The sequence below is a fragment of the Mesorhizobium sp. M0909 genome (assembly GCF_040319515.1).
GTDB lineage: Bacteria > Pseudomonadota > Alphaproteobacteria > Rhizobiales > Rhizobiaceae > Mesorhizobium.
Genome location: NZ_JAMYOA010000003.1, coordinates 34,679 through 58,511, shown reverse-complemented (window position 1 = coordinate 58,511; position 23,833 = coordinate 34,679). Strand labels below are relative to the sequence as shown.

Genomic DNA, 23,833 nt, shown 5'->3' with positions numbered 1-23,833 from the left:
GGTCAGCCGGGCGAAGTCGAATGCGCCCATTCCCAATAGAGTTCGCGCGCCTTCTTGGCCACTGGTCCGGGCTGCAGATTGCGCTCCTCGATACGGGTGACCGGCACGACTTTCGAGTGGTTTCCGGTCGAGAAGATTTCGTCAGCCTCGAGAAAATCGCGGATCGACAGCGTCTTTTCCGTCGTCGTGAAGCCGTATTCGCCCAGCAGGGCCATGGTGCGCGCGCGGGTAATGCCGGACAGGAAGGTGCCGTTCGGCGCCGGCGTCATGACATGGCCGTCCTTGACCAGAAAAATATTCGAGGTGCCGGTCTCGGCGACATTGCCCAGCATGTCGAGCACCAGCGCATTGTCGAACCCGCGCATCTTGGCTTCGAGGATGGCCCGGCCGTTGTTGGGATAAAGGCAGCCAGCCTTGGCGTTGGTCGGCATGGTTTCGATGGTCGGGCGCCGGAACGGCGACACCGTCACCGAAAACCCAGCCGGCGAGATCATCGGCGATTCGTAGAGGCAAAGGCAGAAACGCGTCGAGGCCGGGTCGGCCGGCACGCCCATATAGCCGCCATGCTCGGCCCAATACATCGGCCTGATGTAGACTGCCGTCTTGCCGTCGAACTTCTTCAGTCCGTCCCAGGTCAGGCCGACGATCTTGTCGGTGCTCATCGTCGGCTTCAGGCCGAGCGCGATCGCCGAGGCATTTACCCGCGCTGCATGGCGATCGAGATCGGGAGCGACGCCCTCGAACCAGCGGGCGCCGTCGAACACGCTGGTGCCGAGCCACATGGCGTGGCTGCGCGGCCCTAGAATGGCAACATTGCCCTCGTACCAGTCGCCGTCGACGAAGGTCCATGTCGCGGATTGCGCCGCAGTCGCCAGTGTCATTGCCAGGTTCCGTTCGATGCTTGTTGCGGCGCATTGGAAGATGCTTTGGCGGCCGCCGTCAACCGGCTTGGCTGAGATTTGTTGAGGCCAGCGGGCTGGCGGACTGCAATCAGCGCTTGCGCCTTGCCTTACGCGGTCTCAAAACTGTCGAATGCAGTTCGCGGCTTACGTTTTCGACGCCTATGGCACGCTGTTCGACGTGCATGCGGCCGTGCGCCGTCACGCCGACCAGATTGGGCCGGACGGCCAGTTGCTGTCCGATATCTGGCGCGCCAAGCAGCTGGAATATTCCTGGGTCAGGACGCTGATGGGGGCCTATGCCGATTTCTGGCAGCTCACCGAGCAGGCCCTCGACTTCGCCCTGCGCAAGGTTCCATCCGCGGATGCCGGGCTGAGGGCGAAGCTGCTCGAGGCCTATTGGCGGCTGGACTGCTATCCGGAGGTACCGGCCGTGCTCAAGGCGCTCAAGGCATCGGGGGCAAGGCTGGCGATCCTGTCAAACGGTTCGCCTGAGATGCTGGAAGCGGCGGTCAAATCCGCCGCGCTCGACCAGGTCCTGGACGACGTCTTTTCCGTCGACAGCGTCAGGCGCTTCAAGACCGATCCGTCGGTCTACGACATGGTCACCACGGGCTGGCGCCTCTATCCGGGCGCCGTCTCTTTCCAGTCATCCAACCGCTGGGACGTCGCCGGCGCCACCAAATTCGGCTTCAGGACGGTGTGGATCAACCGCGCCAATCAGCCAGAGGAATACCGGGATTTCCCACCGGCCCTGATCCTGCCGTCCCTCGATGGTCTGATCTCCGGGGTTTGACGGCCGGACATGTTGCCTCGACGCAACAGTGACGATCCAGTCACAGCTTTGCCTTTGTTTGTCCACCCTGCGGCCAGAATTGGAACCGCCTATCGCACTGACATTGCTCAAGCACCTCCGCCGTATCGGACGCATTCACGCTTTGTTGCGATTTGAGACTTAAAAAAGGCAATCATGTTCACACCCCAATCGTCCTCTCTGCGCCTTAGCCGTCGCGGTTTCCTCAACGCAGCAGCCCTTGGCGCCGCCTCGGTCGCGGTCTCCAGTTGCACCGCCCTGTCGCAGCAGCCGGTCGAGCCACCGCCGCCGACCTATGTCGAGCCGGCGCTCGGCGATTACGTGACGATGTATGGGCCGATGTCCGATGGCGGCTTCGAGCTGCCGGCCATACCTGTCGACAAGATCGACCCGAAGTTCCTGCGCCAGATCGTTGACGATCCGACCGGGCAGCAGCCCGGCACCATCGTCGTCGACACGACCAACCACTTCCTCTACCTGGTGCGCCCGGGCGGCCAGGCGATCCGCTACGGCGTCGGCCTCGGCCGCGCCGGCTTCGAATGGTCGGGCGATGCGGTGGTCCAATGGAAGCAGAAATGGCCGAAATGGACGCCACCGGACGACATGATAGCCCGCCAGCCCGAGCTCGCAAAATACAGCGCCGATAATGGCGGCATGCCCGGCGGGCTGGACAACCCGCTTGGCGCGCGTGCGCTTTACCTGTTCCAGGGTAACCAGGACACGCTGTACCGGTTGCACGGCTCGCCGGAATGGCGGTCGATCGGCAAATCGGTGTCGTCGGGCTGCGTGCGCCTGATGAACCAGGACATTATCGATCTCTACGATCGTGTGCCGAACAAGACCCCGGTCGTGGTGACAGCCGATGTCGGCCAGCCGGTGGTGGCAACAGCAAACCGCAGAGCCATTCCGATCGACGCCGGCGTGCCGGAAGGATCGATCCTGCTCGGCCCGATAAAATCGATCACAAATTCGATCTTCTGAGCTGGTCGAAAGCGCGGGCGGGATCTTCCTCGCGGCTCAAGCGGTCGATCTGCCTCGAGCCGGCGGTTGCCAGGTTGTTGGGTGTCGCTTTGTACGGCCAGGTTGATTAATTAGCTTAGGCCCGCCCGGCGCAGCCCTTCGGCATAGAGCGCACGAAGCTCCGCGGGGGCGATCGGATGATAGCGCTCGATCCAGTCCAGCGTGAGGTTCGGCTGGATCCGCAGGGCCTCCGCAAGCGCGGAAGCGGCGAGCGCAAGGTCGCCGGACAGCCCGGCCACTGCCGCGAGACTGCGCCATGCGGTGCCGAAGTCGCGCCTGAGCTGTACCGCGCGGTGCTGGAACTCGACCGCCTCGGCGATGCGCCCGGCTGCAAAATGACAGGTGCCGATCGTCGAGAGCACCGCTGCTTGGATCGTGTCGCGTGGGGAGAGCCGCATCGCTAGTTCTGCGTGGCGGGCGCCCTCCGCGCCCATCCCGGCGTAGCCGTAGCTCGAGCCCAGAACCATATGCGCCATGGCAAAGCTCGGGTTTCGCTCGATCGCTTCGGTAAGCGCCTCCCTGGCAGGCTTGGGACGCCGCGCGACCATGTGGACATAACCGAGCACGAGATGAGCCCATGGATCGTCATTGTCCTGGTCGAGCGCGCGCTGGCCGAGCGCGAGTGCCCCGTCGAGCACCTCGGAAGGCTCCGCCACCCCTAGATGCGCCCTCGCGGCATAAAGCCAGCCGAGCAGGCCAATGGCGCGGGCATATTCCGGATCGATCTCGATGGCCCGCTTGAGCAGACCGACACCGACCTCGTTGTCCCGGGCAACCCAGGTCCACACGTAGGGCATGGCGCGCACGACGCAGCCCCAGGCGTCCAGGCTCTCGGTCGGCCGCTTCCTGAGGCGCACGTTCTCTGCAGCATAGAGCTGCGGCTCCAGCGATCCGACGACGCTTCCCGTGATCTCGTCCTGCACGGCAAATATGTCGCTCACCGCGCGGTCATAGCGCTCGGCCCACACATGCGTCCCGGATGCGGCTTCGATCAGCTGGGCAGTAACGCGAATACGGTCGCCGGCTTTGCGAACGCTGCCCTCGAGCACGTAGTGGACGCCGAGCTCACGGGCCACCTGGCGGATGTCGGCCGATTTGCCCTTGTAGGCGAATGTCGAGTTGCGGGCGATGACGAACAGCCAGTGCAGCTTGGACAGCGCGGTGATGATATCCTCGCTGATGCCGTCGCTCAAGAACTCCTGGTCCCTGTCTCCGCTCATGTTCTGGAATGGTAGTACGGCAATGGAAGGCTTGTCGGGAAGCGGCAGGTTTCCGCCGGACACGGCCGACGCGACGAGCTCCAACTTCGCCACGTTTTGGCTCAGGCTCAGACGATAGGCTCGCACCGGCCGTACAATGTTTTTGAGCTCCTTGTCGCCGAGATCGACGAATTCTTCTTTCAACTTGTCGCGCACCTGTTCATAGGCCGCACCTGAGAGGCAGATCCCATTTGGTTCGGCGATTCCTTCCAGACGGGCGGCGATGTTGACGCCGTCGCCCATCAGGTCGCCGTCACTCTCCTCGACCACATCGCCAAGATGAATACCGATCCGGAATTCAATGCGGCGCTCCGGTGGGAGGCCGACGTTGCGCTCGACCATGCCATTTTGCACTTCGATGGCGCAGCGCACGGCATCGACAACGCTGCGGAATTCCACGAGGGCTCCGTCACCTGTTCGCTTCACTACCCGACCGGCGTGAACCGCGATGGTGGGGTCGATGACATCGCTGCGGAGCGCCCGGAGTCGCGCGAGCGTCCGATCTTCGTCCGACCCAGCCAGCCGGCTGTATCCGACAACATCGGCGGCCAGGATCGCCGCAAGTTTGCGGATCTCGCTCACCTTGCCCCTTCCTTCACTACCCAACATAGCACAGACTCAAGCGCAAGACCGCTCCATTTGGAACGGCGTGAACTCGCGACGACGGATGGCGCCCGGAGTGCCACTGGCCGGAAAGCGGCTTCGGGTCCGAAGCGCGACATTGTCGGCGATTGTCAGAAAGGTCTCGAAATGGCGCATAGCCGCCGTCCGCTGTCCTCCAGATCTGGCTACTGGCGCTTCATGCCAAGGCAGAATTTGCCAACACCGATGCCCGCCTTCGGGTCCGATGCTCTTCATCGCCCCCTGGACAGGCTGCCCAGAATGCCGCGGACGATCGCTCGTCCGACCGACGAGCCGACCGAGCGCACCACGGATTTGATCGCAGCCTCCGCCACCGTCTGGCGGTTGGAGGGCCGCGGCGCGCGGCGGCCGCCGGTCGGCTGGGGATCGTCGTTGCCGAAGCCGGGAATGGTCCAGCGCGAACGGCCTGCGTCCTGTTGCTGCGCCTGTGCCTCCTGGGCGTCCTTAGCCTTTTTCTGCAGGATCTCGAAGGCCGATTCGCGATCGACGGTCTGGTCGTATTGTCCCGCAACCGGGCTTTCAGTGATCAGCTTGCGGCGCTCTTCGGGCGTGATTGGGCCAAGGCGCGACGATGGCGGGCGGATCAGCGTCCGCTGCACCATGGACGGCACGCCCTTGGCTTCCAGCGTCGAGACAAGCGCCTCGCCGGTGCCGAGCTGCGTGATCACGGTTGCGCAGTCGAACTCGGGATTGGGCCTGAACGTCTCGGCCGCCGTCTTGACGGCCTTCTGTTCGCGCGGCGTATAGGCACGAAGTGCGTGCTGCACACGGTTGCCCAACTGGGCCAGCACCGTTTCAGGGATATCCAGCGGATTTTGCGTGACAAAATAAACGCCGACGCCCTTCGAACGGATCAGCCGGACCACCTGCTCGACGCGGTCGACCAGCACCTTCGGGGCGTCGTCGAACAGAAGGTGCGCCTCGTCGAAGAAGAAGACCAGCTTCGGCTTGTCCGGGTCGCCGACCTCGGGCAGTTCCTCGAACAGTTCCGACATCAGCCACAGAAGGAACGTCGCATAGAGCCGCGGATTCATCATCAGCTTGTCGGCGGCGAGCACGCTGATGGCGCCGCGTCCATCGCGCGTGGTGCGCATGATGTCGGCGATCCGCAATGCCGGCTCGCCGAAGAAATTGGCCGCGCCCTGCTGCTCCAGGACCAGCAGCGTGCGCTGGATGGCGCCGACCGAAGGTTTCGTCACATTGCCGTAGCGGGCGCCGATCTCTTCGGCGCGGTCGGCTATGTTCGCAAGCAGTGACCGCAGGTCCTTCAAGTCGAGCAGCAGAAGGCCTTCCTCGTCGGCGATGCGGAAGGCGATGTTCATGATGCCTTCCTGTGCCTCTGAAAGGTTCATCAGCCGCGACAGAAGCAGCGGCCCCATCTCCGAGATGGTGGCGCGGATCGGGTGGCCCTGCTCGCCGAACAGATCCCAGAAGATGACCGGGAATTCCTGGAATTCATAGGGATCGAGCTTGACCTGCTCGGCCCGCTTCACCAGGAAATCCTGCGCTGTGCCCATCATGGCGATACCCGACAGGTCGCCCTTGATGTCGGCGCAGAACACCGGCACGCCGGCACTGGAGAAACCCTCGGCCAATATCTGCAGGGTCACCGTCTTGCCGGTGCCGGTCGCGCCGGTGACCAGGCCGTGACGATTGCCATATTGCAGCAAAAGCTGTTCGGGCCGCTGATAGCTGTCGTCCGGCTTACGGCTGGCTCCTATGAAGATACTGGTGTCATCGGCCATGTGCCCGGTCTCCGCAAACCTATAGGGTTGAATGCCCTGATCCCTTGAAGAAAAGGGAGCCCCGCCGCAGGTATAGTGAGGCCATTGCGCAGCGACAATGGGCGTCGTCGAAAATGGCTTTTGGAGCTTGCGGAACCTGCCCATGTTTGGCAATCGATTGACGGTCGCAGTCACGCAAGACGTGTTGCACGGCGTGTACGCTGCATTGTGATATGCGACCGGGGAACGTAGACTGACGTAGCTGGCCGCTGCGGCCGCTAGAATGAGGAGAACGGATGGGCGCCGGTGCCTTGACCCAGGATGCCGAACTTCCGAACGCCGACCGGCAACGATGGCTGGCGCTGGCGGAGAAGGCGCTGGCCGGCGGGTCCTTCGAGGAAAAGCTCGTCTCGCATACGGACGACGCCATCCGCATCGAACCGCTCTACGAGCGTTCGGTAACCGCCGAGCCTGTCGTGCGCGCCAACCCGGGATCATCGTGGATCGTCAGCCAGCGTATCGACGATCCGGACATAGGCCGGGCCAGTGCGCAGGCGCTGGAAGACGTCGCGCAGGGTGCCACCGGACTGTCGCTTGTCTTCGAGGGTGCGCCGAACGCCTTCGGCTATGGCTTGCCGAGGACGGCGGAGGCGCTGGAGGGCGTGCTCGACGGCGTGCCGCTCAACCGCATCCAGATCCGCATCGACGCCCATCCCTGGAGCCGTGCCGTGGCAGACTGGCTGGTGGCGTTTTTGACCAAGCGCCGCTCCGACCCGGCAAAGCTCAACCTCTCCTTCGGCATCGATCCGGCGGCGATTTTTGCCGGGACCGGCAGGCTGCGCATGTCGATCGACGCTTTACAGGCTTCGATGCCGCAATCGCTGGCGCATTTCTTTTCGATGGGTGTGCCCGGCGTGCTGCTGGAGGCCGACGGGCGGGTATTCCACAATGCCGGCGCCACCGAGGCGCAGGAGCTTGGCACCATGCTCGCCTCGGCCGTCTCCTATCTGAGGCTGTTCGAGAAGGCGCGCCAGCCGCTCGTCTACGCGGCGCCGCATATCGGTTTTGCGCTGAGCGTCGACCAGGACCAGTTCGTATCGACGGCCAAGGTCAGGGCGTTGCGCAGGCTGTGGGCGCGTGTCCAGGAGGCCTGCTCGATACCGCCCTCCACTGCCAGCATCCATGCCGAAACCTCCTTCCGGATGATGACGGCGGCCGACCCGGAAACCAACATCCTGCGCACCACCATCGCCGCCTTTGCGGCTGCCGCCGGCGGCGCGGATTCGATCGCCATCCTGCCGCACACGATCGCGCACGGCCTACCCGCGGGTTTTGCCCGCCGCGTTGCCCGCAACGCGCAACTGATCATGGCCAATGAAAGCCACCTCGACCACGTCGCCGATCCGGCTTGCGGTTCGGGCGCCGTCGAAGCGCTGACTGCGGAGCTCTGCGCGGCGGCCTGGCAGGATTTCCAGCAGATCGAGGCGGAAGGCGGCGTGCTGACCAGCCTTGAGCAAGGCCACATCCAGAGGCGCGTCCAGGCAGCTTCCGCGCGCCGCAACACAGCCTACGAGGCGGGCGAACGGGCGATCGTCGGCACGACGCTGCACCCGTCGAAGACCGAGCGTCCGGTCGAGACGCTGGCGGCGGCGCGGCGGCCTGCCTTCGACGAAGGCGTTGCGGTGTGCGAGCCGCTGTTTCCGATCCGCATCGATCAGTCGATCGGAGCGGTACCATGATCCCGGATTTCAGCCAGATCGCCTGGTCGCCGCCACGGCGGGCGCCTGTCGAGGTCAAAGGTCAGCGGATGACGCCGGAAGGCATCGCCATCAAGCATCTCTACAACCAGGGCGATCTCAAGGGCTTACCTCATCTCGATACCTATCCGGGCCTGCCGCCCTTCGTGCGCGGCCCCTATCCGACGATGTATGTCCAGCAACCCTGGACGATCCGGCAATATGCCGGCTTCTCGACGGCAGAGGAGTCCAACACCTTCTACCGGCGCAACCTTGCCGCCGGCCAGAAAGGCCTCTCAGTCGCCTTCGATCTCGCCACGCATCGCGGCTACGACAGCGACCATCCGCGCGTCGCCGGCGATGTCGGCATGGCCGGCGTCGCCATCGATTCCATTCTCGACATGCGCCAGTTGTTCGACGGCATCCCGCTTAACGAGATGACGGTATCGATGACGATGAACGGCGCGGTGCTGCCGATCATGGCGCTCTATATCGTGGCGGCGGAGGAACAGGGCGTCGCGCAGAAGGACCTCGCCGGGACCATTCAGAACGACATCCTGAAAGAGTTCATGGTGCGCAACACCTATATCTATCCGCCAAAACCTTCGATGCGGATCGTGGCGGACATTTTTTCCTACACGTCGAAGCACATGCCGAAGTTCAATTCGATCTCCATCTCCGGCTACCACATGCAGGAGGCGGGAGCGACGGCGGACCTCGAGCTCGCCTACACGATTGCCGACGGTATCGAATATGCCCGCGCTGGCGTCGCGGCCGGCCTCGATATCGACCGTTTCGCTCCGCGCCTTTCCTTCTTCTGGGCCATCGGCATGAATTTCTTCATGGAAGTCGCGAAGCTGAGAGCAGCGCGCCTTTTGTGGGCCAGCCTGATGCTGAAGAATTTTTCGCCGAAGGACGAGCGTTCGCTGTCGCTGCGCACCCATTGCCAGACTTCGGGCTGGTCGCTGACGGCGCAGGACCCCTACAACAACATCATCCGCACCATGATCGAGGCGATGGCCGCGACTCAAGGGCATACGCAGTCGCTGCACACCAATTCCTTCGACGAGGCAATGGCGCTGCCGACCGACCATTCGGCCCGCATCGCCCGCAACACACAGCTCATCCTGCAGAAGGAGTCCGGCACGACGCGCATTATCGACCCGTGGGGCGGCTCCGCCTATGTCGAACGGTTGACGCATGACCTGGCGGCGCGTGCGCTTGCGCATATCGAGGAGGTCGAGAGCCTCGGCGGCATGGCCGCGGCGATCGAAAAGGGCCTACCGAAGCTGCGCATCGAAGAGGCTGCCGCGCGCACCCAGGCGCGCATTGATTCCGGCGAACAGATCGTGGTCGGCGTCAATGCCCACCAGCCCGGGACGGACATCGATGTCGACGTGCTGAGGATCGACAATGCCGAAGTCAGGGCGCGGCAATTGTCGAAGCTGCAGCGGCTGAAAGGCACGCGTGACGTCGCAGCCGTCGAGAGCGCGCTCGATGCGCTTACCCGCGCTGCCGGGAGTAACGGAAACCTGCTGGAATTCGCCATCCGGGCCGCCCGCGCCAATGCCACGGTCGGCGAGATTTCGCTGGCGCTGGAAAAAGTCTTCGGCCGTCATGTCGCCTCGGTGCAGACGATCTCCGGCGTCTATCGCAACGCGCTTGGTCACAGTCCAGTGGTCGACCGGCTGCAGGACAAGATCGTGGCGTTCGAGGAGAAGTCGGGCGGCAGGCCGCGCATTCTGGTCGCCAAGATGGGCCAAGACGGCCATGATCGCGGCCAGAAAGTGATCGCCACCGCCTTTGCCGACCTAGGCTTCGACGTCACCGTCGGGCCGATGTTCCAGACGCCGGAAGAGATCGCCAGGCTGGCCGTCGAGCATGACGTGCACATCGTCGGCGCCTCGTCGCTGGCTGCGGGCCATTTGACGCTTATTCCCGAACTCAAACTTGCGCTGAAGAAGCTCGGCCGCGACGACATGCTGATCGTCGCCGGCGGCGTCATTCCATCACAGGATTACGACGCAGTCCGGCAGGCAGGCGCCACTGAAATTTTCCCGCCCGGCACAGTCATCCCGGAAGCGGCGGACCGGCTGATGGACCGCCTGCTGCAGGTTGGCTGATGCCTTGTTCTAACGTCTGTTGTAACGAGAAACACGCAGAGTTATAATCAGCGTTGCAACAGGATGTCTCACCATGAACACCACCATTCGCAAAATCGGCAATTCCGAAGGCGTGATCCTGCCGAGGGAAATTCTCGTCCGCATGAACCTGAAGGCGGGCGACAGCATCGTCATCGTTCAGGAAGGCGATGAGCTTCGTCTGCGCCGCACCGAGGACACTGCTGAAGAATTCGAGCGCAAGATGAAGATCGCGCGTGAGCGGATGAAGAAGTATGAGGTTGCCTACCGCGCGCTCGCAAAATGACCGAGCATCATTCGCGGGAATTCATGGAGGCGCTTCACGCCGAGCAGCTGCGCCTCCACGGCGGCGCAGCGGGCATCCGCGACGAGGGAATGCTGGAGTCGGCGCTCTACAGGCCGCAGCAGAGGGAAATCTATGGCGAGCCCGATCTCTGTGAGCTGGCGTCCGCTTATCTTTTTTTCGGTATCGCCAAAAACCATCCATTCGTCGACGGAAACAAGCGTACTGCTTTCGCGGCGGCCGATCTGTTCCTTTATTTCAATGGCTTGAGCATCGAAGCCGAGCAGGCGGACATTATTCAACTGGTCATGATGGTCGCCGCCGGCGAAATCGACAAGGCTGGTGCCGCGGCGTTCTTCCGCGATCATGTCGTCAAGCTCGAAGACTAACTGTCGGAGAGCTTGACGATCTCCCACTCCTTGCCATTGACCACGGCAACTTCGCCGACCTTCTTGCCGAACAGCGCCATCGCCATCGGCGACACATGGGAAATTGTCCCCTTGGCGGGATTTGCCTCATCCTCGCCGACGATCTTCCAGTGCACCTTCTTGCCGTCGTCGCTTTCCAACGTGACACCCATGCCGAAGCGGACCATGTCGCTGCCCGGCTCCGGCACCGAAAGTTCGGCGCTTTCGCGCCGCGCCGTCCAATAGCGAAGATCACGCGACACCAGCGCGATGCGCTCGCGGTCGGCCCGCTTTTCGGCTCGGCCGAGCTCGTCGCGCAGAGCGGCCACCTCCGCATCGATCAGCGCCAGGCCGCGTTCCGTCACCAGATTGCGGTGATGGCTGATCGGCCGCTCGCCGATGCCGGCGATGGCGTTTTCGCTGTCTTCCTCGCGGGTGAAGGCCCTGCTCATCCGACGAACTTATGCCTGACGCGACGACTCCACAAGCCGTAGCCGGCGAACCGACGTCGGGGCCGATCCTGTCTGGCACGAATCCTGCGGCGCGACCGTTGAACGCAAGGAATCTGTGCCGATGTTGAACAGACGAACGCTGCTTGCGCAGACCGCCGGATTTGCCGTCATGGGGCTTTCGCTCGGCAAGGCAGCGGCGAAAAACCTGCCCGGCATCGAGAAAGCCGCGATGCGCGGCGCGATCAACGCGACCGATCTCGGCGTCCGGCCCGGCGCGCTTGACGACCAGAGCAAGGCTTTCACCAAGCTGCTGCGCGATGCGCACGACCGCGACATGGCGGTGTTCCTGCCGCCGGGGACCTATATCGTTTCCAGCCTGTCGCTGCCCGGCCGCGTGCGCCTGTCCGGGGTGCCGGGCGCATCGCGGATCGTCTATGGCGGCAATGGCCATCTCATCATGGCAGAACAGGCCGAGCATATCGAACTCAGCGGGCTCGTGTTCGACGGCAGCAAGCGCTGGATGGGCGACTACACGCAAGGCCTGCTCGATCTGCGCCGCATCGTCCATCTGGTCGTCGACAACTGCCAGATGACCGGCAGCGGCAAGAACGGTCTGGCGCTCGAACACGCCTCGGGCCGCATCGAGCGCTCGGAGATATCCGGCGCAGCCGACGCCGGCATCTATTCGGTCGAGGCCGATGGCCTGGAAATATCAGGCAATAGCGTCTCCGATTGCGCCAATGGCGGCATCCTCGTGCACCGCTGGCAGGCAGCGGAAGACGGCACCATCGTCAGCGGCAACCGCATCGAACGAATCCAGGCGCGCAGCGGCGGAACCGGCCAGAACGGCAATGGCATCAATGCCTTCCGCGCCGGCAACGTCATCATCTCCGGCAATATTGTTTCGGACTGCGCGTTTTCGGCGATCCGCGCCAACAGTGCCAGTAATGTGCAGATCACCGGCAATACCTGCTCGCGCTCGGGCGAAACGGCCGTGTATTCCGAATTCTCATTCGAAGGTGCGATCATCGGCAACAATATCGTCGATGGCGCCGCGAACGGCATTTCGATCGTCAATTTCAACGAAGGCGGCCGCATGGGCGTCTGCTCCGGCAACATCGTCCGCAATCTGTCGACCAGCGGCCCCTACCCTGCCGACGCGCCCGGCTTCGGCGTCGGCATCAGCGTCGAGGCAGACACCGTAGTTTCCGGCAATGTCGTCGAGAATGCGCCGCTCTACGGCATGCAGATCGGCTGGGGACCGTTCATGCGCAACGTGGTCGCCACGGGAAACGTCATCCGCAAGGCGAGGACCGGCATCGTCGTCACCGTGGTCGAAGGTGCCGGGACGGCAATCATCTCCGACAATGTCATCGACGGGGTCCAGAATGGCGCGATCGTCGGCCAACGCTGGGCCGAGCCGGTGACCGGCGACCTCGCCGCATCAGGCAATGCCGGCTACGCGCATTTGACCGTCGAGCGCAACCACGTCAGTTGAGGGTGGCTGTCGGCCGGAGCGCGCCAACCTTGGCGCCGATCCGGCTTTCGATGGGCGGATTTGCCTGTTCGACCAGTTTCGCCGCTACCATCTTGTCGGCGTGCAGCAGCTTAGCCAGCACGGCCGCGACCATCGCTTCAGCGGCGCGGCCGGCGCCATCATCGCATTTCAGCGCGATGCCAAGGCCGAGCTCCGGAAGGGCGGCGCAAAAAACACCTTCGGCGCCTCCCTTGACGAAAATCCGCCCGGGCGCGGCCTCCATCATCGCGACATCGGACCTGCCCGTGCCGGCGACGAAAAACGGCTCGGCCATGCAGGCGGAGAGCAGCCGCTTCGCCGCCCGGGCGCGCACCGGCTCGAAGCCGGCACCTGTCGCCATGCGGGCAAAGCCAAGGGCAAAGCTGCGCAGCGGCACGGCATAGGTCGGAATCGAGCAGCCGTCGGTGCCGCGGTGATCGGCGTCATGGGCAGCACCGGTCACCGCCTGCATCGCTTCGCGCACCATCTCCTGCGAGGCATGGCCAGCCTTGACGTAACCACGATGGGCGATGCCGCTGTGAACGCAGGTGCATAGGAAGCCTGAGTGCTTGCCGGAACAATTGTTGTGCAGCGCGTTCGGCACGCTGCCGGCGCGCGCAAGTGCCAGCGTCGCTCCATGGCTCGACGGCCAATGCGCGCCGCATTCGAGTGCCGCCTCGTCCAGGCCGGCCTTCGCCAGCATGGCGCGCGCCAGCTCGACATGTGGCGGCTCGCCGGAATGCGAGGCGCAGGCCAGCGCCAGCTCCCGATCACCGAAGCCGTAGGCATCGGCAGCGCCGCTCTCGACCAGCGGCAGCGCCTGGATCGCCTTGACCGCCGAACGCGGGAACACCGGCTGTGCCGTGTCGCCGATCTCCCAGACAGGCTTGCCATCGGCGTCGAAGACGGCAACAGCGCCGCGATGGGCACTCTCGACGATTGCGCCGCGCAAGACTTCGACCAGAACCGGATTTGCCATGTCACCTCCCGCAAATGCGGGCGGGTTTATCTGATCCTGTCGAGAATGGAAACGTAGTTGGCGACCGCGGCACCACCCATGTTGAAGATGCCGCCGAGTTTTGCTCCCGGCACCTGGATGCCGCCCGCCTCGCCGACAAGCTGCATGGCGCTCAGCACATGCATGGATACGCCGGTGGCACCGATCGGGTGGCCCTTGGCCTTCAGCCCGCCCGACGGATTGACCGGCAACCTTCCATTCTTCGCCGTCTCGCCATCCAGGGCCAGCTTGGCGCCCTCGCCCGGCCTGGCCAGGCCCATCGCCTCATACTCGATCAGTTCGGCGATGGTGAAGCAGTCATGCGTCTCGACGAAGGAAAGGTCGCCGAGCGTCACGCCCGCCTGCTTCAGCGCCTGGTTCCAGGCCTGCTCGCAGCCTTCGAAGGCGAGAATGTCGCGCTTCGACATCGGTAGGAAATCCTGCACATGCTCATTGGCGCGAAAGGCGACGGCGCGGCGCATCTTCAGCGCCGTGGCCGTATCAGCAAGGACAAGCGCGGCGGCGCCGTCTGAGACCAGCGAGCAGTCCGTGCGCTTCAGCGGACCGGCGACGAAGGGGTTTTTTTCGCTTTCCTGCCGGCAGAACTCGTAACCGAAATCCTTGCGCATCTGCGCATAGGGATTGTCGACGCCGTTCTTGTGGTTCTTGGCGGCGATCATCGCCAGCGCATCCGACTGATCGCCGTAGCGCTGGAAATAGGCTTGGGCGATCTTGCCGAAGACGCCGGCGAAGCCTGCCGGCGTGTCACCGTCCTCCGGCAGATACGAGGCCTTGAGCAGGTTCTTGCCGATCTCGGGACCGGGCGTCGTCGTCATCTGCTCGGCGCCGACCACCAGCACGATACGGGCGGCATTGGCGTCGATGGCGCGGATGCCTTGCCTGACTGCCGCCGAGCCGGTGGCGCAGGCGTTCTCGACGCGGGTCGCCGGCTTGAAGCGCAGCCGGTCGTCGGCCTGGAGTACCAGGCTCGCGGTGAAATCCTGGGCGGAAAACCCGGCGTTGAAGTGGCCGAGCACGATTTCATCGACGTCATCCGGACCGATGCCGGCATGATCAAGCGCTTCGACTGCCACCTTGGTGATCAGGCCCTCCAGCGTCTCGCCTTCGAGCTTGCCGAAGCGCGAATGCGCCCAACCGACGATGCATGCTGTCATGGCGATCTCCATCCTGTGGACCCGGGCTACGCGATACTTGCGGCGCGCCCTCAGCATTGTTCAAGCATGAACCGTTCCGCCGGCTTCGTGAAGGGGCCAGAACCGCACAATCGCTTGATCTTGAACATCTGGTCATAGTGCCTGGCTTTTGCCAGCAAATCAGACCGGATTTTTGTTGATTGATGCGTCAATAAAAAATAATCTTGGTGCCAACAGGCCGGAGCAAAAATGCCGAAACTCGGAATGGAACCGTTGCGCCGCAGGGCGCTCATCGACGCAACGATCTCGGCGATCGGCGAGCGCGGTTCGCTCGATGTGACGATGTCGGAAATCGCCGGGCGCGCCGGCGTGTCCTCGGCGCTTGCCCACCATTATTTCGGCGCCAAGGACGAATTGCTGCTGGCGACCATGCGGCACATCCTCAGCGAACTCACCGCCGATACGCGCCGTGCACTTCGCGCGGCCGGCACGGCGCGCCAGCGCGTCTCGGCGGTGGTCGCGGTCAACTTCTCCGACATCCAGTTCCAGGCCGAAACGATCGCCGCCTGGCTCGCTTTCTATGTCGAGGCGCAGAAGTCGTCAGCACTTCGCCGGCTGCTCAAGGTCTATGCACGGCGGCTGCATTCCAATCTGCTCAGCGGGCTGACCGGCATCCTGCCGAGGAGCGAGGCCGACCGGGTCGCCGAAGCGACGGCGGCGCTGATCGACGGGCTCTATATCAGGCGCGCGCTGAAAGAAGGTGTTCCCGATGCCGCGACCGCGATTGCACTGGTCGAGGACTATCTCGAAACGAAGCTCAGCGGACGGCAGAAGCAGTGACATCCAAACCCAACATCCTGATCGTCATGGTCGATCAGCTCAACGGAACGCTGTTCCCGGATGGGCCGGCGGACTTCCTGCACGCGCCGCATCTGAAGGCGCTCGCCGCGCGTTCGGCGCGGTTTTGCAACAATTACGCCGCCTCGCCGCTCTGCGCCCCGGGCCGCGCCGCATTCATGAGCGGCCAGTTGCCGTCACGCACCGGTGTCTACGACAACGCCGCCGAATTCGCGTCTTCGATCCCGACCTTTGCCCATCATCTGCGCGCCGCAGGTTATCACACCTGCCTCTCCGGCAAGATGCATTTCGTCGGGCCGGACCAGTTGCATGGTTTCGAGGAGCGGCTGACCACCGACATCTATCCGGCCGATTTCGGCTGGACACCCGACTATCGCAAACCCGGCGAGCGCATCGACTGGTGGTATCACAATCTCGGCTCCGTCAGCGGCGCCGGTACTGCCGAGATCACCAACCAGCTGGAATATGACGACGAGGTCGCCTTCCATGCGGTGCAGAAGCTCTACGATTTTGCCCGCGTCTCCGACGATGCCGCACATCGGCCCTGGTGCTTGACGGTTTCCTTCACCCATCCGCACGATCCTTACGTCGCACGGCGGCGCTACTGGGACCTCTACCAGGATTGCCCGGCGCTCGAGCCCGAGGTCGGCTTCATTCCTTACGACAGGCAGGACCCGCATTCGCAGCGGCTCTACCGCGCCAGCGACTATGACAGGTTCGACATCACCGCTGAGCAGATACGCCGCGCACGGCGCGGCTATTTCGCCAACATCTCCTATCTCGATGACAAGCTCGGCGAATTGCTGTCGGTACTCGAGCGCACGCGAATGCTCGACGATACGATCATCCTGTTCTGCTCGGATCACGGCGACATGCTCGGCGAGCGCGGCCTGTGGTTCAAGATGTGCTTTTTCGAAGGTTCGGCGCGGGTGCCGCTGATGATCGCCGGCAAGGGCGTACACGCCGGGCTGATCGAGACGCCGGTTTCCAACCTCGACGTGACGCCGACGCTTTGCGATCTCGCCGGCATCGACATCAGCGCGATTGCGCCGTGGACCGACGGCCAGTCGCTGCTGCCGTTGCTGAACGGAAAGAAACGCTCCGCGCCGGTGCTGATGGAATATGCCGCCGAAGGCTCCAACGCGCCGATGGTGGCAATGCGCGAGGGCCGCTACAAATTCATCCATTGCGAGATCGACCCGCCGCAACTGTTTGATCTTGAATCGGATCCGCGGGAATTGACCAACCTCGCCGCCGATCCGGCCAATGCGGCTTTGGTGGCCGCTTTCACCGACAAGGTGCGGGCGCGTTGGGACATGGCGGCGTTCGATGCCGCGGTGCGTGCCAGCCAGGCACGCCGCTGGGTGGTCTACCCGGCGCTGCGCAACGGCACCCATTATCCCTGGGAATTCCAGCCGCTGCAGAAGGCATCGGAGCGCTACATGCGCAACCACATGAATCTCGACCTGCTCGAAGAGCAGAAGCGCTTTCCGCGAGGCAAATGATGGCAGACCGTCTCGTCCCCTCGCTCGACCATCTCAGGCAGGCCTATGCCGTCACCTCCAAGGCAACGCAGGTCACGCCGCTGCTGGAATCGGCGGCACTCGCCCGCGAGACCGGCGCTGCCCGCGTCTTCGTTAAGGCCGAATCGCTGCAATGGGCCGGATCGTTCAAGGTGCGCGGCGCCTACTGGCGGCTGAAGAAGCTCTCGCCTGACGAAACCCAAAAGGGCGTCGTCGCCTACTCCTCCGGCAATTTCGCGCAAGGGCTGGCGGCGGCAGGCCAGGCGCTTGGCATTCCCGTCACCATCGTCATGCCGATCGACGCGCCGGCCGCCAAGCGCGACGCCACATCGGGCTACGGCGCGCGCGTGGTGCTGACTGACCATGGCGAGCGCGCGCGTGAGGAAGTCGCCGCCGCCAAGGCGCGCGAGATCGCTGCTAGCGAAGGCCTGGCGCTGCTGCACCCGTTCGACGATCCGGAGATCGTCGCCGGCCAGGCCGGTGCCGGGCTGGAGGCACTCGACCAGCTCGCCGCCAGGCAAGCGGAGGTCGATCTCTTGTTCTGCTCAGTCGGCGGCGGCGGCCTGATCGGCGGCGTTTCGCTGGCCTTCCATTACCTGTCGCCCGCCACGGAGATCATCGGCGTCGAGCCGGAAGGTTTTGACGGCATGGGCTCGTCGTTGGCGCATGGTGCCATCGAAACCATGCCGATCGGGCCGAAATCGATCTGCGACGGGCTGATGTCGCGGCGGCCGGGCGACGCGCCGTTCGCAGCGGTGAAGGCGGCCGGCGTTCGCGGCGTCACCGTCGACGATGCCTCGGTGCGGCGCGCCATGCGCATCGCCTTCGAGCGGCTGAAGCTGGTGCTCGAACCATCCGGCGCTGCTTCGCTGGCGGCGTTGCTCGGCGGTAAGGTCGACGCGACCGGCAAGACCGTTCTCGTAGTGGCAACCGGCGGCAACGTCTCGCTGGCCGATTTCATTGCGCATATGAACCACGGGCGCGCATGAACCATGCTTGAAGCGGATTTCGTCATTATCGGCTCCGGCTCGGCCGGCTCGGCCATGGCCTACCGGCTGTCGGAGGACGGCAAGCATTCGGTCATCGTCATCGAATATGGCGGCAGCGATATTGGGCCGCTGATCCAGATGCCGTCGGCGCTGTCGATCCCGCTCAATATGAGCCTCTACGACTGGGGCTTTGCCAGCGAGCCCGAGCCGCACCTCGGTGGCCGCGTGCTGGCGACGCCGCGCGGCAAGGTGATCGGCGGCTCGTCGTCGATCAACGGCATGGTCTATGTGCGCGGCCATGCCCGCGACTTCGACCACTGGGCCGAACAGGGCGCGGCCGGCTGGGGGTTTGCCGACGTGCTCCCCTATTTCAAGCGCATGGAGGACAGCGCAGGCGGCGAGGATGGCTGGCGCGGCCATGGCGGCCCGCTGACTGTGCAGCGCGGCTCGAGGACGAACCCACTCTATGGCGCCTTCGTCGAGGCAGGCCGTCAGGCCGGCTTCGAGCTGACGGACGACTACAATGGCGCGAAGCAGGAGGGCTTTGGGCCGATGGAGCAGACCATCCGCGGCGGCCGTCGCTGGTCGGCGGCGAGCGCCTATCTGAGGCCGGCGCTGAGGCGGAAAAACGTCATCCTGGTCAAGGGTTTCGCCCGGCGGGTGATCATCGAGAATCAACGCGCCACCGGCGTCGAGATCGAAGCGCGCAAACGGATTCAGGTAGTCAGAGCGCGGCGCGAGGTGATCGTTGCCGCATCCTCGATCAACTCGCCCAAGATCCTGATGCTGTCCGGCATCGGCCCCGGCCAGCACCTTAGGGAGAACGGCATTCCGGTGATCGCCGACCGGCCGGGTGTCGGCCGCAATCTGCAAGATCATATGGAGCTCTACATCCAGCAGGAATCGACAAAGCCGATCACGCTGAACTCGGTGCTGAATCCGTTTTCGAAGGCGATGATCGGGGCACAATGGCTGTTCTTCAAATCCGGCCTCGGCGCCACCAACCATTTCGAGGCAGCCGCCTTCGTGCGCTCGCGCGCTGGCGTCGATTATCCCGATATCCAGTATCACTTCATCCCGGCCGCGGTCCGCTATGACGGCAAGGCGGCGGCCAAGGCGCATGGTTTCCAGGCGCATGTCGGGCCGATGCGGTCGAAGTCGCGCGGTTCGGTCACGCTGCGGTCGCCCGATCCCAAATCGAAGCCGGTGATCCGCTTCAACTACATGTCGCATCCGGACGACTGGAAGGAGTTCCGCCACTGCATCCGGCTGACCCGCGAGATCTTCGGGCAAGCGGCCTTCGATCCGTACCGCGGCAAGGAACTGTCGCCGGGCTCGCATATACAATCGGATGACGAACTCGACGCCTTCATTCGCGATCACGCCGAAAGCGCCTACCATCCTTGCGGCACCTGCAAGATGGGCCGTGCCGATGATGCGATGAGCGTCGTCGATCCCGAATGCCGCGTCATCGGCATCGAAGGGCTACGGGTCGCCGATTCCTCGATCTTCCCGCGCGTCACCAACGGCAATCTCAACGCGCCGTCGATCATGACTGGCGAGAAGGCCGCCGACCACATTCTCGGGCGCACGCCGCTGCCACCTTCCAACCAGGAACCATGGATCAATCCGCGCTGGCAGGTGTCGGACAGATAGGCCATGATCCGGCGGACGCATATTCCGCATGCCGCGACAAGACGATTTGGAGAACAGTCATGCGCGCCCAGCCAACGGCATCGCATTATGTCAATGGCCGCTATATCGACGACGAGCGCGGCGCAGCGCTGCCGGTTATCTATCCGGCAACCGGCGAGACCATCGCCATGCTGCGCTCGGCGACGCCGAACGTGCTGGAGCTCGCGATCGAGGCGGCGCGTGCAGCACAACCGGCCTGGGCGCGGCTGAAGCCCGTCGAACGCGGCCGCATCCTGCGCCGTGCCGCCGACATTCTGCGCGCGCGCAATGCCGATCTGGCGCGCATCGAGACGCTGGATACCGGTAAGCCGATCCAGGAGACGCTGGTTGCGGACGCCCCGTCGGCGGCCGACTGCCTGGAATATTTCGGCGGCGCCGTTGCCGCCTTTAATGGCGAGGCCGTCGATCTCGGCGGGCCCTTTGCCTATACCAGGCGCGAGGCGCTCGGCGTCTGCGTCGGCATCGGCGCCTGGAACTATCCGATCCAGATCGCCGGCTGGAAATCCGCACCGGCCCTCGCCATGGGCAATGCGATGGTGTTCAAGCCGTCGGAGAACACGCCGCTCTCAGCACTGGCGCTCGCCGAAATCTACACCGAGGCCGGCCTGCCGGACGGGCTGTTCAACGTCGTGCAGGGTTTTGGCGATGTCGGCGCCGGCCTTGTCGGCCACGATGTCGTCGCCAAGGTCTCGGTGACCGGTTCGGTGCCGACCGGCCGCAAGGTGCTGTCGCTCGCCGGCTCGAAGATGAAGCACGCGACGATGGAGCTCGGCGGCAAGTCGCCGCTGATCGTCTTCGAAGACGCCAACCTCGAAAATGCCATCGGCGGCGCGATGCTCGGCAATTTCTATTCGACCGGCCAGATCTGCTCCAACGGCACGCGGGTCTTCGTGCAGAGCGGCATCCATGACCGTTTCGTCGAGAGGCTGACCGAACGGACGAAGAAAATCCGCATCGGCGATCCGCTCGATCCGGACACGCAGATGGGGCCGCTGGTCTCGAAGGCGCAGCACGACAAGGTGGTCTCTTACATCGAGGCCGGCAAACAGGATGGCGCGGTGCTCGCCTGCGGCGGAAACGTGCCTTCGCTGCAGGGTTTCCAGGGTGGCTTCTTCGTCGAGCCGACGGTGTTCACCGGTGTCACCGACACGATGCGCATAGCGCGCGAGGAGATTTTCGGACCGGTGATGAGCGTGCTGAAGTTCGACAGCGAGGACGAGGTGATCGAGCGCGCCAACGATACCGAATTCGGCCTCGCCGCCGGCGTGTTCACCCGCGACCTGGCGCGCGCCCATCGTGTCATCGCCGAACTGCAGGCCGGCACCTGCTGGATCAACGCCTACAATCTGACGCCGGTCGAAATCCCCTTCGGCGGCTTCAAGCAGTCCGGCATCGGCCGCGAGAATTCGCTCGCGGCGCTAGCACTCTATTCGCAGCTGAAGTCGGTCTATGTCGAGACCGGGGATGTCGCCAGCCCGTACTGATCCTTGCGGGCCGTGCCGTCGAGATACTGGGTCAGCGCGCAGACGAGATGATAGAAGATGCTGGCCGGCACCTCGCTTGCCAGCGAGCGGCCACGCTCGTCGATGCGGTCGATCCACAGGCCGAGCGGTGCCGGATTGATGTGCCAGCGGAACAGCCGGCCGACCCGTGCCTCGATCTCCGGCTTCAGGTCGGGGCCCCCCGAACCGTCCAGCGCGATCGCCGCCTTGATCGCTTCGGCCTGGGGCCAGCTGCGCGAGACGCGGTCGAGCGGCAGTCCTTGCCGCGAGACGGCCCCGTAGGCGAGGCCCGTGGCGCGGTTCAGGCCATTGGCGATCGCCGACGCGTAGAGCTTCCTGGCGAGGCCGGTCAAGTCGCTCTGGCGGCTGCGGCCGGCGAAGTCGACCAGCAGCGAGGCCCATTCGAAATGATGGCCCGGTTCGGTCCAGGTGCCCTTCTCGCCAGGGGCCGGCCGCCATTCATGGTCGAAATACTCGCCAAGGGTCCAGCTTTCCGGGTCGAAGAAATGGCTGCGGAACAGATCGACGATGCGCGCGGCGCGGCGGAGATGAGCGCGCTCGCCGGTCGCCTGATGCCAGGCCAGGAACGCCTCGAGCAGATGCATGTGCGGGTTGGAGCGGCGCTCGCCCTCGCCGCTCGAGGTCTCGCGGAAGCCGGTCAGGCGTTCGTCCTCGAGATGCGCGTCGATGAACGCAAAGGTCTCCTCGCCAAGCCGCAACGCATCGGGATTGCCGCACATATGGGCATGCGCCAGCGCCAGGAGCACGCAGGAATGATCGTAAGCATCCTCGGCGCCGTCGGCGACGGTGCCGTCGATGTTGAGGGTGCGCACCCAGCCGCCATTGTCGGTACGTCCGTGCCTGGCCATGAATTCGAGGCCGTGGCTGATCAGCCGATCGGCCGGGCCGTTCCAGCCGCGCGCCTTGGCGACGGCGAAGGCGTAGATCTGCCTGGCCTGCGTGCGCATGCGTTTGGGTTTCATCAGCGGGGCGGCATCGAAGCCGAGCGCTTCGTGGAAACCGCCATGGCGCTCATCGACGCCGACCGTCGACCACAACGGCACCGTCTCCTCGAACAGCCAGTGGTGCACGCGGCGCTGCCAGGCGCCGCTTTCGATGACGCGATCGTCGGCGGGCGTGAACCTGGTCTCAAGGCGACCGCTCTTTTCGAGCTGCTCGACGATTTTTTTGACATTCTGGCTGTGGCTGACCGGCGCGACGAAAGTGGCGTCGGCGGTCGACACGATGGCGACGTCCTTCAGGCCAATGGCCGACAGCAGGCGACCATCGCTGCGGATATAGGAGTTCTCGCAATCGATGGCGACAACATCGCCGACGATGACATTGCCCTGCGTGTCGGAGGGGCCGACGTCGAGCAGCGATTGCCAGGAGCCGAGATCGTTCCAGCGAAAGCCCGCCGGCACCATGGCGATGCCGCTGGCGCGCTCCATGATCGCATAGTCGATCGATGTCGATGGGATGGCGGCATAGAGCTCCAGAGGCATGTAGAGGCCGGAAAGGTCTGATGTCGCCGCCTGATAAGCAGCCTCGGTGGCGCTCCAGATGTCGGGCTGGAAAGCCATGAATGCGTCGCGCATGGCGCTGGCGCGAAACAGGAAGATGCCGGTGTTCCAATAGAAGTTACCGGCCTCGAGATAGCTCTGCGCCGTGGCGAGATCGGGTTTTTCGACGAAACGCGAGACGTCGCAGATGCCGTCCCGCTCGCCGGCCACCTCGATGTAGCCATAGCCGGTCTCAGGTTGCGCGGGCTTGATGCCGAAAACCACCAGCCTGCCCTCGCGCGCCGCCGCGGTGCCGGCTTCGACGCTCTGCCAGAATTGCTGCGCCGTCGCGATCTCGTGGTCGGAGGGCACCACCAGCACCAGGCTGTCGCCGAATTCCGACAAGGTGCGCAGGCTTGCCAGGGCAACAGCCGCGGCAGTGTTGCGGCCGGTCGGCTCGAACAGCGGGCCGCCGCCGGAAAGCTCGTGACCGGCAATATCGGCATGAACGCGGTCGGCGTGCCTTTCCGAGGCAATCAGGAAGACCGGCGTTTCGCCCTCCGGCCGTGCGGTCAGCCGGCGCAGCGTCTTGGCTAGCATCGAGCCGTCGCCGGAGAAATCATGGAACTGCTTGGGATTATCCTCGCGCGACAGCGGCCACAGCCGCGAGCCGACGCCGCCACTCATCACAAAACTGACGATCCGTTCGGTCATGAAGAC

Annotated in this window: 19 protein-coding genes; 12 read left to right on the top strand and 7 right to left on the bottom strand. The window is 64.3% G+C overall.

Features of this window, described 5'->3' with window-relative positions; genetic code table 11:
• Positions 1-2: 2 nt before the first annotated feature.
• Positions 3-881 (bottom strand): branched-chain amino acid aminotransferase, encoded by an 879-nt coding sequence (locus tag NKH83_RS04810; protein WP_352507473.1) that lies wholly within the window; start codon positions 879-881, stop codon positions 3-5.
• Between the two features lie 151 nt (positions 882-1,032).
• Here NKH83_RS04810 and NKH83_RS04805 point away from each other — a divergent pair, with 151 nt between their 5' ends.
• Positions 1,033-1,695 carry a haloacid dehalogenase type II gene (locus tag NKH83_RS04805; protein WP_352690040.1) on the top strand — a complete coding sequence of 221 codons (663 nt, stop codon included), beginning with the start codon at positions 1,033-1,035 and terminating at the stop codon, positions 1,693-1,695.
• A 174-nt stretch (positions 1,696-1,869) separates the two neighbouring features.
• Positions 1,870-2,694 (top strand): L,D-transpeptidase, encoded by an 825-nt coding sequence (locus tag NKH83_RS04800; protein ID WP_352802324.1) that lies wholly within the window; start codon positions 1,870-1,872, stop codon positions 2,692-2,694.
• Positions 2,695-2,804: 110 nt separating this feature from the next.
• On the opposite strand, the gene NKH83_RS04795 is transcribed toward NKH83_RS04800, so the two are convergent.
• Positions 2,805-4,574, bottom strand: coding sequence for an adenylate/guanylate cyclase domain-containing protein (locus tag NKH83_RS04795; RefSeq protein WP_352479510.1), 1,770 nt, complete (start codon positions 4,572-4,574; stop codon positions 2,805-2,807).
• Between the two features lie 272 nt (positions 4,575-4,846).
• A complete protein-coding gene (locus NKH83_RS04790; RefSeq protein ID WP_352802322.1) occupies positions 4,847-6,379 on the bottom strand; it encodes a helicase HerA-like C-terminal domain-containing protein in 1,533 nt (510 codons plus the stop codon).
• A gap of 275 nt (positions 6,380-6,654) precedes the next feature.
• On the opposite strand from NKH83_RS04790, the gene NKH83_RS04785 reads away from it, so the two are divergent.
• The 4 genes from NKH83_RS04785 to NKH83_RS04770 all read left to right on the top strand — a co-directional run bounded on the left by NKH83_RS04785 (position 6,655) and on the right by NKH83_RS04770 (position 10,907).
• Positions 6,655-8,097, top strand: coding sequence for a methylmalonyl-CoA mutase subunit beta (locus NKH83_RS04785; protein ID WP_352802320.1), 1,443 nt, complete (start codon positions 6,655-6,657; stop codon positions 8,095-8,097).
• Complete coding sequence (gene scpA / locus NKH83_RS04780) at positions 8,094-10,217, top strand: methylmalonyl-CoA mutase (protein ID WP_352802318.1); 2,124 nt, start codon at positions 8,094-8,096, stop codon at positions 10,215-10,217. Before NKH83_RS04785 ends, scpA begins: the two co-directional genes overlap by 4 nt.
• A gap of 73 nt (positions 10,218-10,290) precedes the next feature.
• On the top strand, positions 10,291-10,521 hold the full coding sequence (locus NKH83_RS04775) for an AbrB/MazE/SpoVT family DNA-binding domain-containing protein (protein WP_352479506.1): 231 nt from the start codon (positions 10,291-10,293) through the stop codon (positions 10,519-10,521).
• Complete coding sequence (locus tag NKH83_RS04770; protein ID WP_352479505.1) at positions 10,518-10,907, top strand: type II toxin-antitoxin system death-on-curing family toxin; 390 nt, start codon at positions 10,518-10,520, stop codon at positions 10,905-10,907. Before NKH83_RS04775 ends, NKH83_RS04770 begins: the two co-directional genes overlap by 4 nt.
• Here NKH83_RS04770 and NKH83_RS04765 read toward each other — a convergent pair.
• Entirely contained in the window at positions 10,904-11,377 is a 474-nt protein-coding gene (locus NKH83_RS04765; protein WP_254819923.1) for a GreA/GreB family elongation factor, read from the bottom strand. The two genes, NKH83_RS04770 and NKH83_RS04765, sit on opposite strands and share 4 nt — an antisense overlap.
• Positions 11,378-11,498: 121 nt before the next feature.
• Between NKH83_RS04765 and NKH83_RS04760 the strand changes: the two genes are divergently transcribed.
• A complete protein-coding gene (locus NKH83_RS04760; RefSeq protein ID WP_352802315.1) occupies positions 11,499-12,875 on the top strand; it encodes a TIGR03808 family TAT-translocated repetitive protein in 1,377 nt (458 codons plus the stop codon).
• On the opposite strand, the gene NKH83_RS04755 is transcribed toward NKH83_RS04760, so the two are convergent.
• On the bottom strand, positions 12,868-13,872 hold the full coding sequence (locus NKH83_RS04755; RefSeq protein WP_352802314.1) for an asparaginase: 1,005 nt from the start codon (positions 13,870-13,872) through the stop codon (positions 12,868-12,870). The genes NKH83_RS04760 and NKH83_RS04755 overlap by 8 nt on opposite strands.
• A 26-nt stretch (positions 13,873-13,898) precedes the next feature.
• The gene (locus NKH83_RS04750; protein WP_352802312.1) at positions 13,899-15,065 is read right to left on the bottom strand and encodes an acetyl-CoA acetyltransferase; all 1,167 of its coding nucleotides are present in this window, start codon (positions 15,063-15,065) and stop codon (positions 13,899-13,901) included.
• Positions 15,066-15,293: 228 nt separating this feature from the next.
• Between NKH83_RS04750 and betI the strand changes: the two genes are divergently transcribed.
• From betI to betB, 5 genes are read left to right on the top strand one after another with little or no spacing between them, the layout of a single operon-like run.
• Positions 15,294-15,884 (top strand): transcriptional regulator BetI, encoded by a 591-nt coding sequence (gene betI, locus NKH83_RS04745; protein ID WP_352802310.1) that lies wholly within the window; start codon positions 15,294-15,296, stop codon positions 15,882-15,884.
• Positions 15,881-17,407 carry a choline-sulfatase gene (betC, locus tag NKH83_RS04740; RefSeq protein ID WP_352802309.1) on the top strand — a complete coding sequence of 509 codons (1,527 nt, stop codon included), beginning with the start codon at positions 15,881-15,883 and terminating at the stop codon, positions 17,405-17,407. The genes betI and betC overlap by 4 nt, the downstream gene beginning before the upstream one ends.
• Positions 17,407-18,414 (top strand): threonine/serine dehydratase family protein, encoded by a 1,008-nt coding sequence (locus NKH83_RS04735; RefSeq protein WP_502895542.1) that lies wholly within the window; start codon positions 17,407-17,409, stop codon positions 18,412-18,414. Before betC ends, NKH83_RS04735 begins: the two co-directional genes overlap by 1 nt.
• Positions 18,415-18,417: 3 nt before the next feature.
• Entirely contained in the window at positions 18,418-20,070 is a 1,653-nt protein-coding gene (gene betA / locus NKH83_RS04730; RefSeq protein WP_352802305.1) for a choline dehydrogenase, read from the top strand.
• A gap of 59 nt (positions 20,071-20,129) precedes the next feature.
• Complete coding sequence (gene betB, locus NKH83_RS04725; protein ID WP_352802303.1) at positions 20,130-21,593, top strand: betaine-aldehyde dehydrogenase; 1,464 nt, start codon at positions 20,130-20,132, stop codon at positions 21,591-21,593.
• On the opposite strand, the gene NKH83_RS04720 is transcribed toward betB, so the two are convergent.
• Positions 21,557-23,827, bottom strand: coding sequence for an AGE family epimerase/isomerase (locus NKH83_RS04720; RefSeq protein WP_352802301.1), 2,271 nt, complete (start codon positions 23,825-23,827; stop codon positions 21,557-21,559). The genes betB and NKH83_RS04720 overlap by 37 nt on opposite strands.
• Positions 23,828-23,833: the final 6 nt, after the last annotated feature.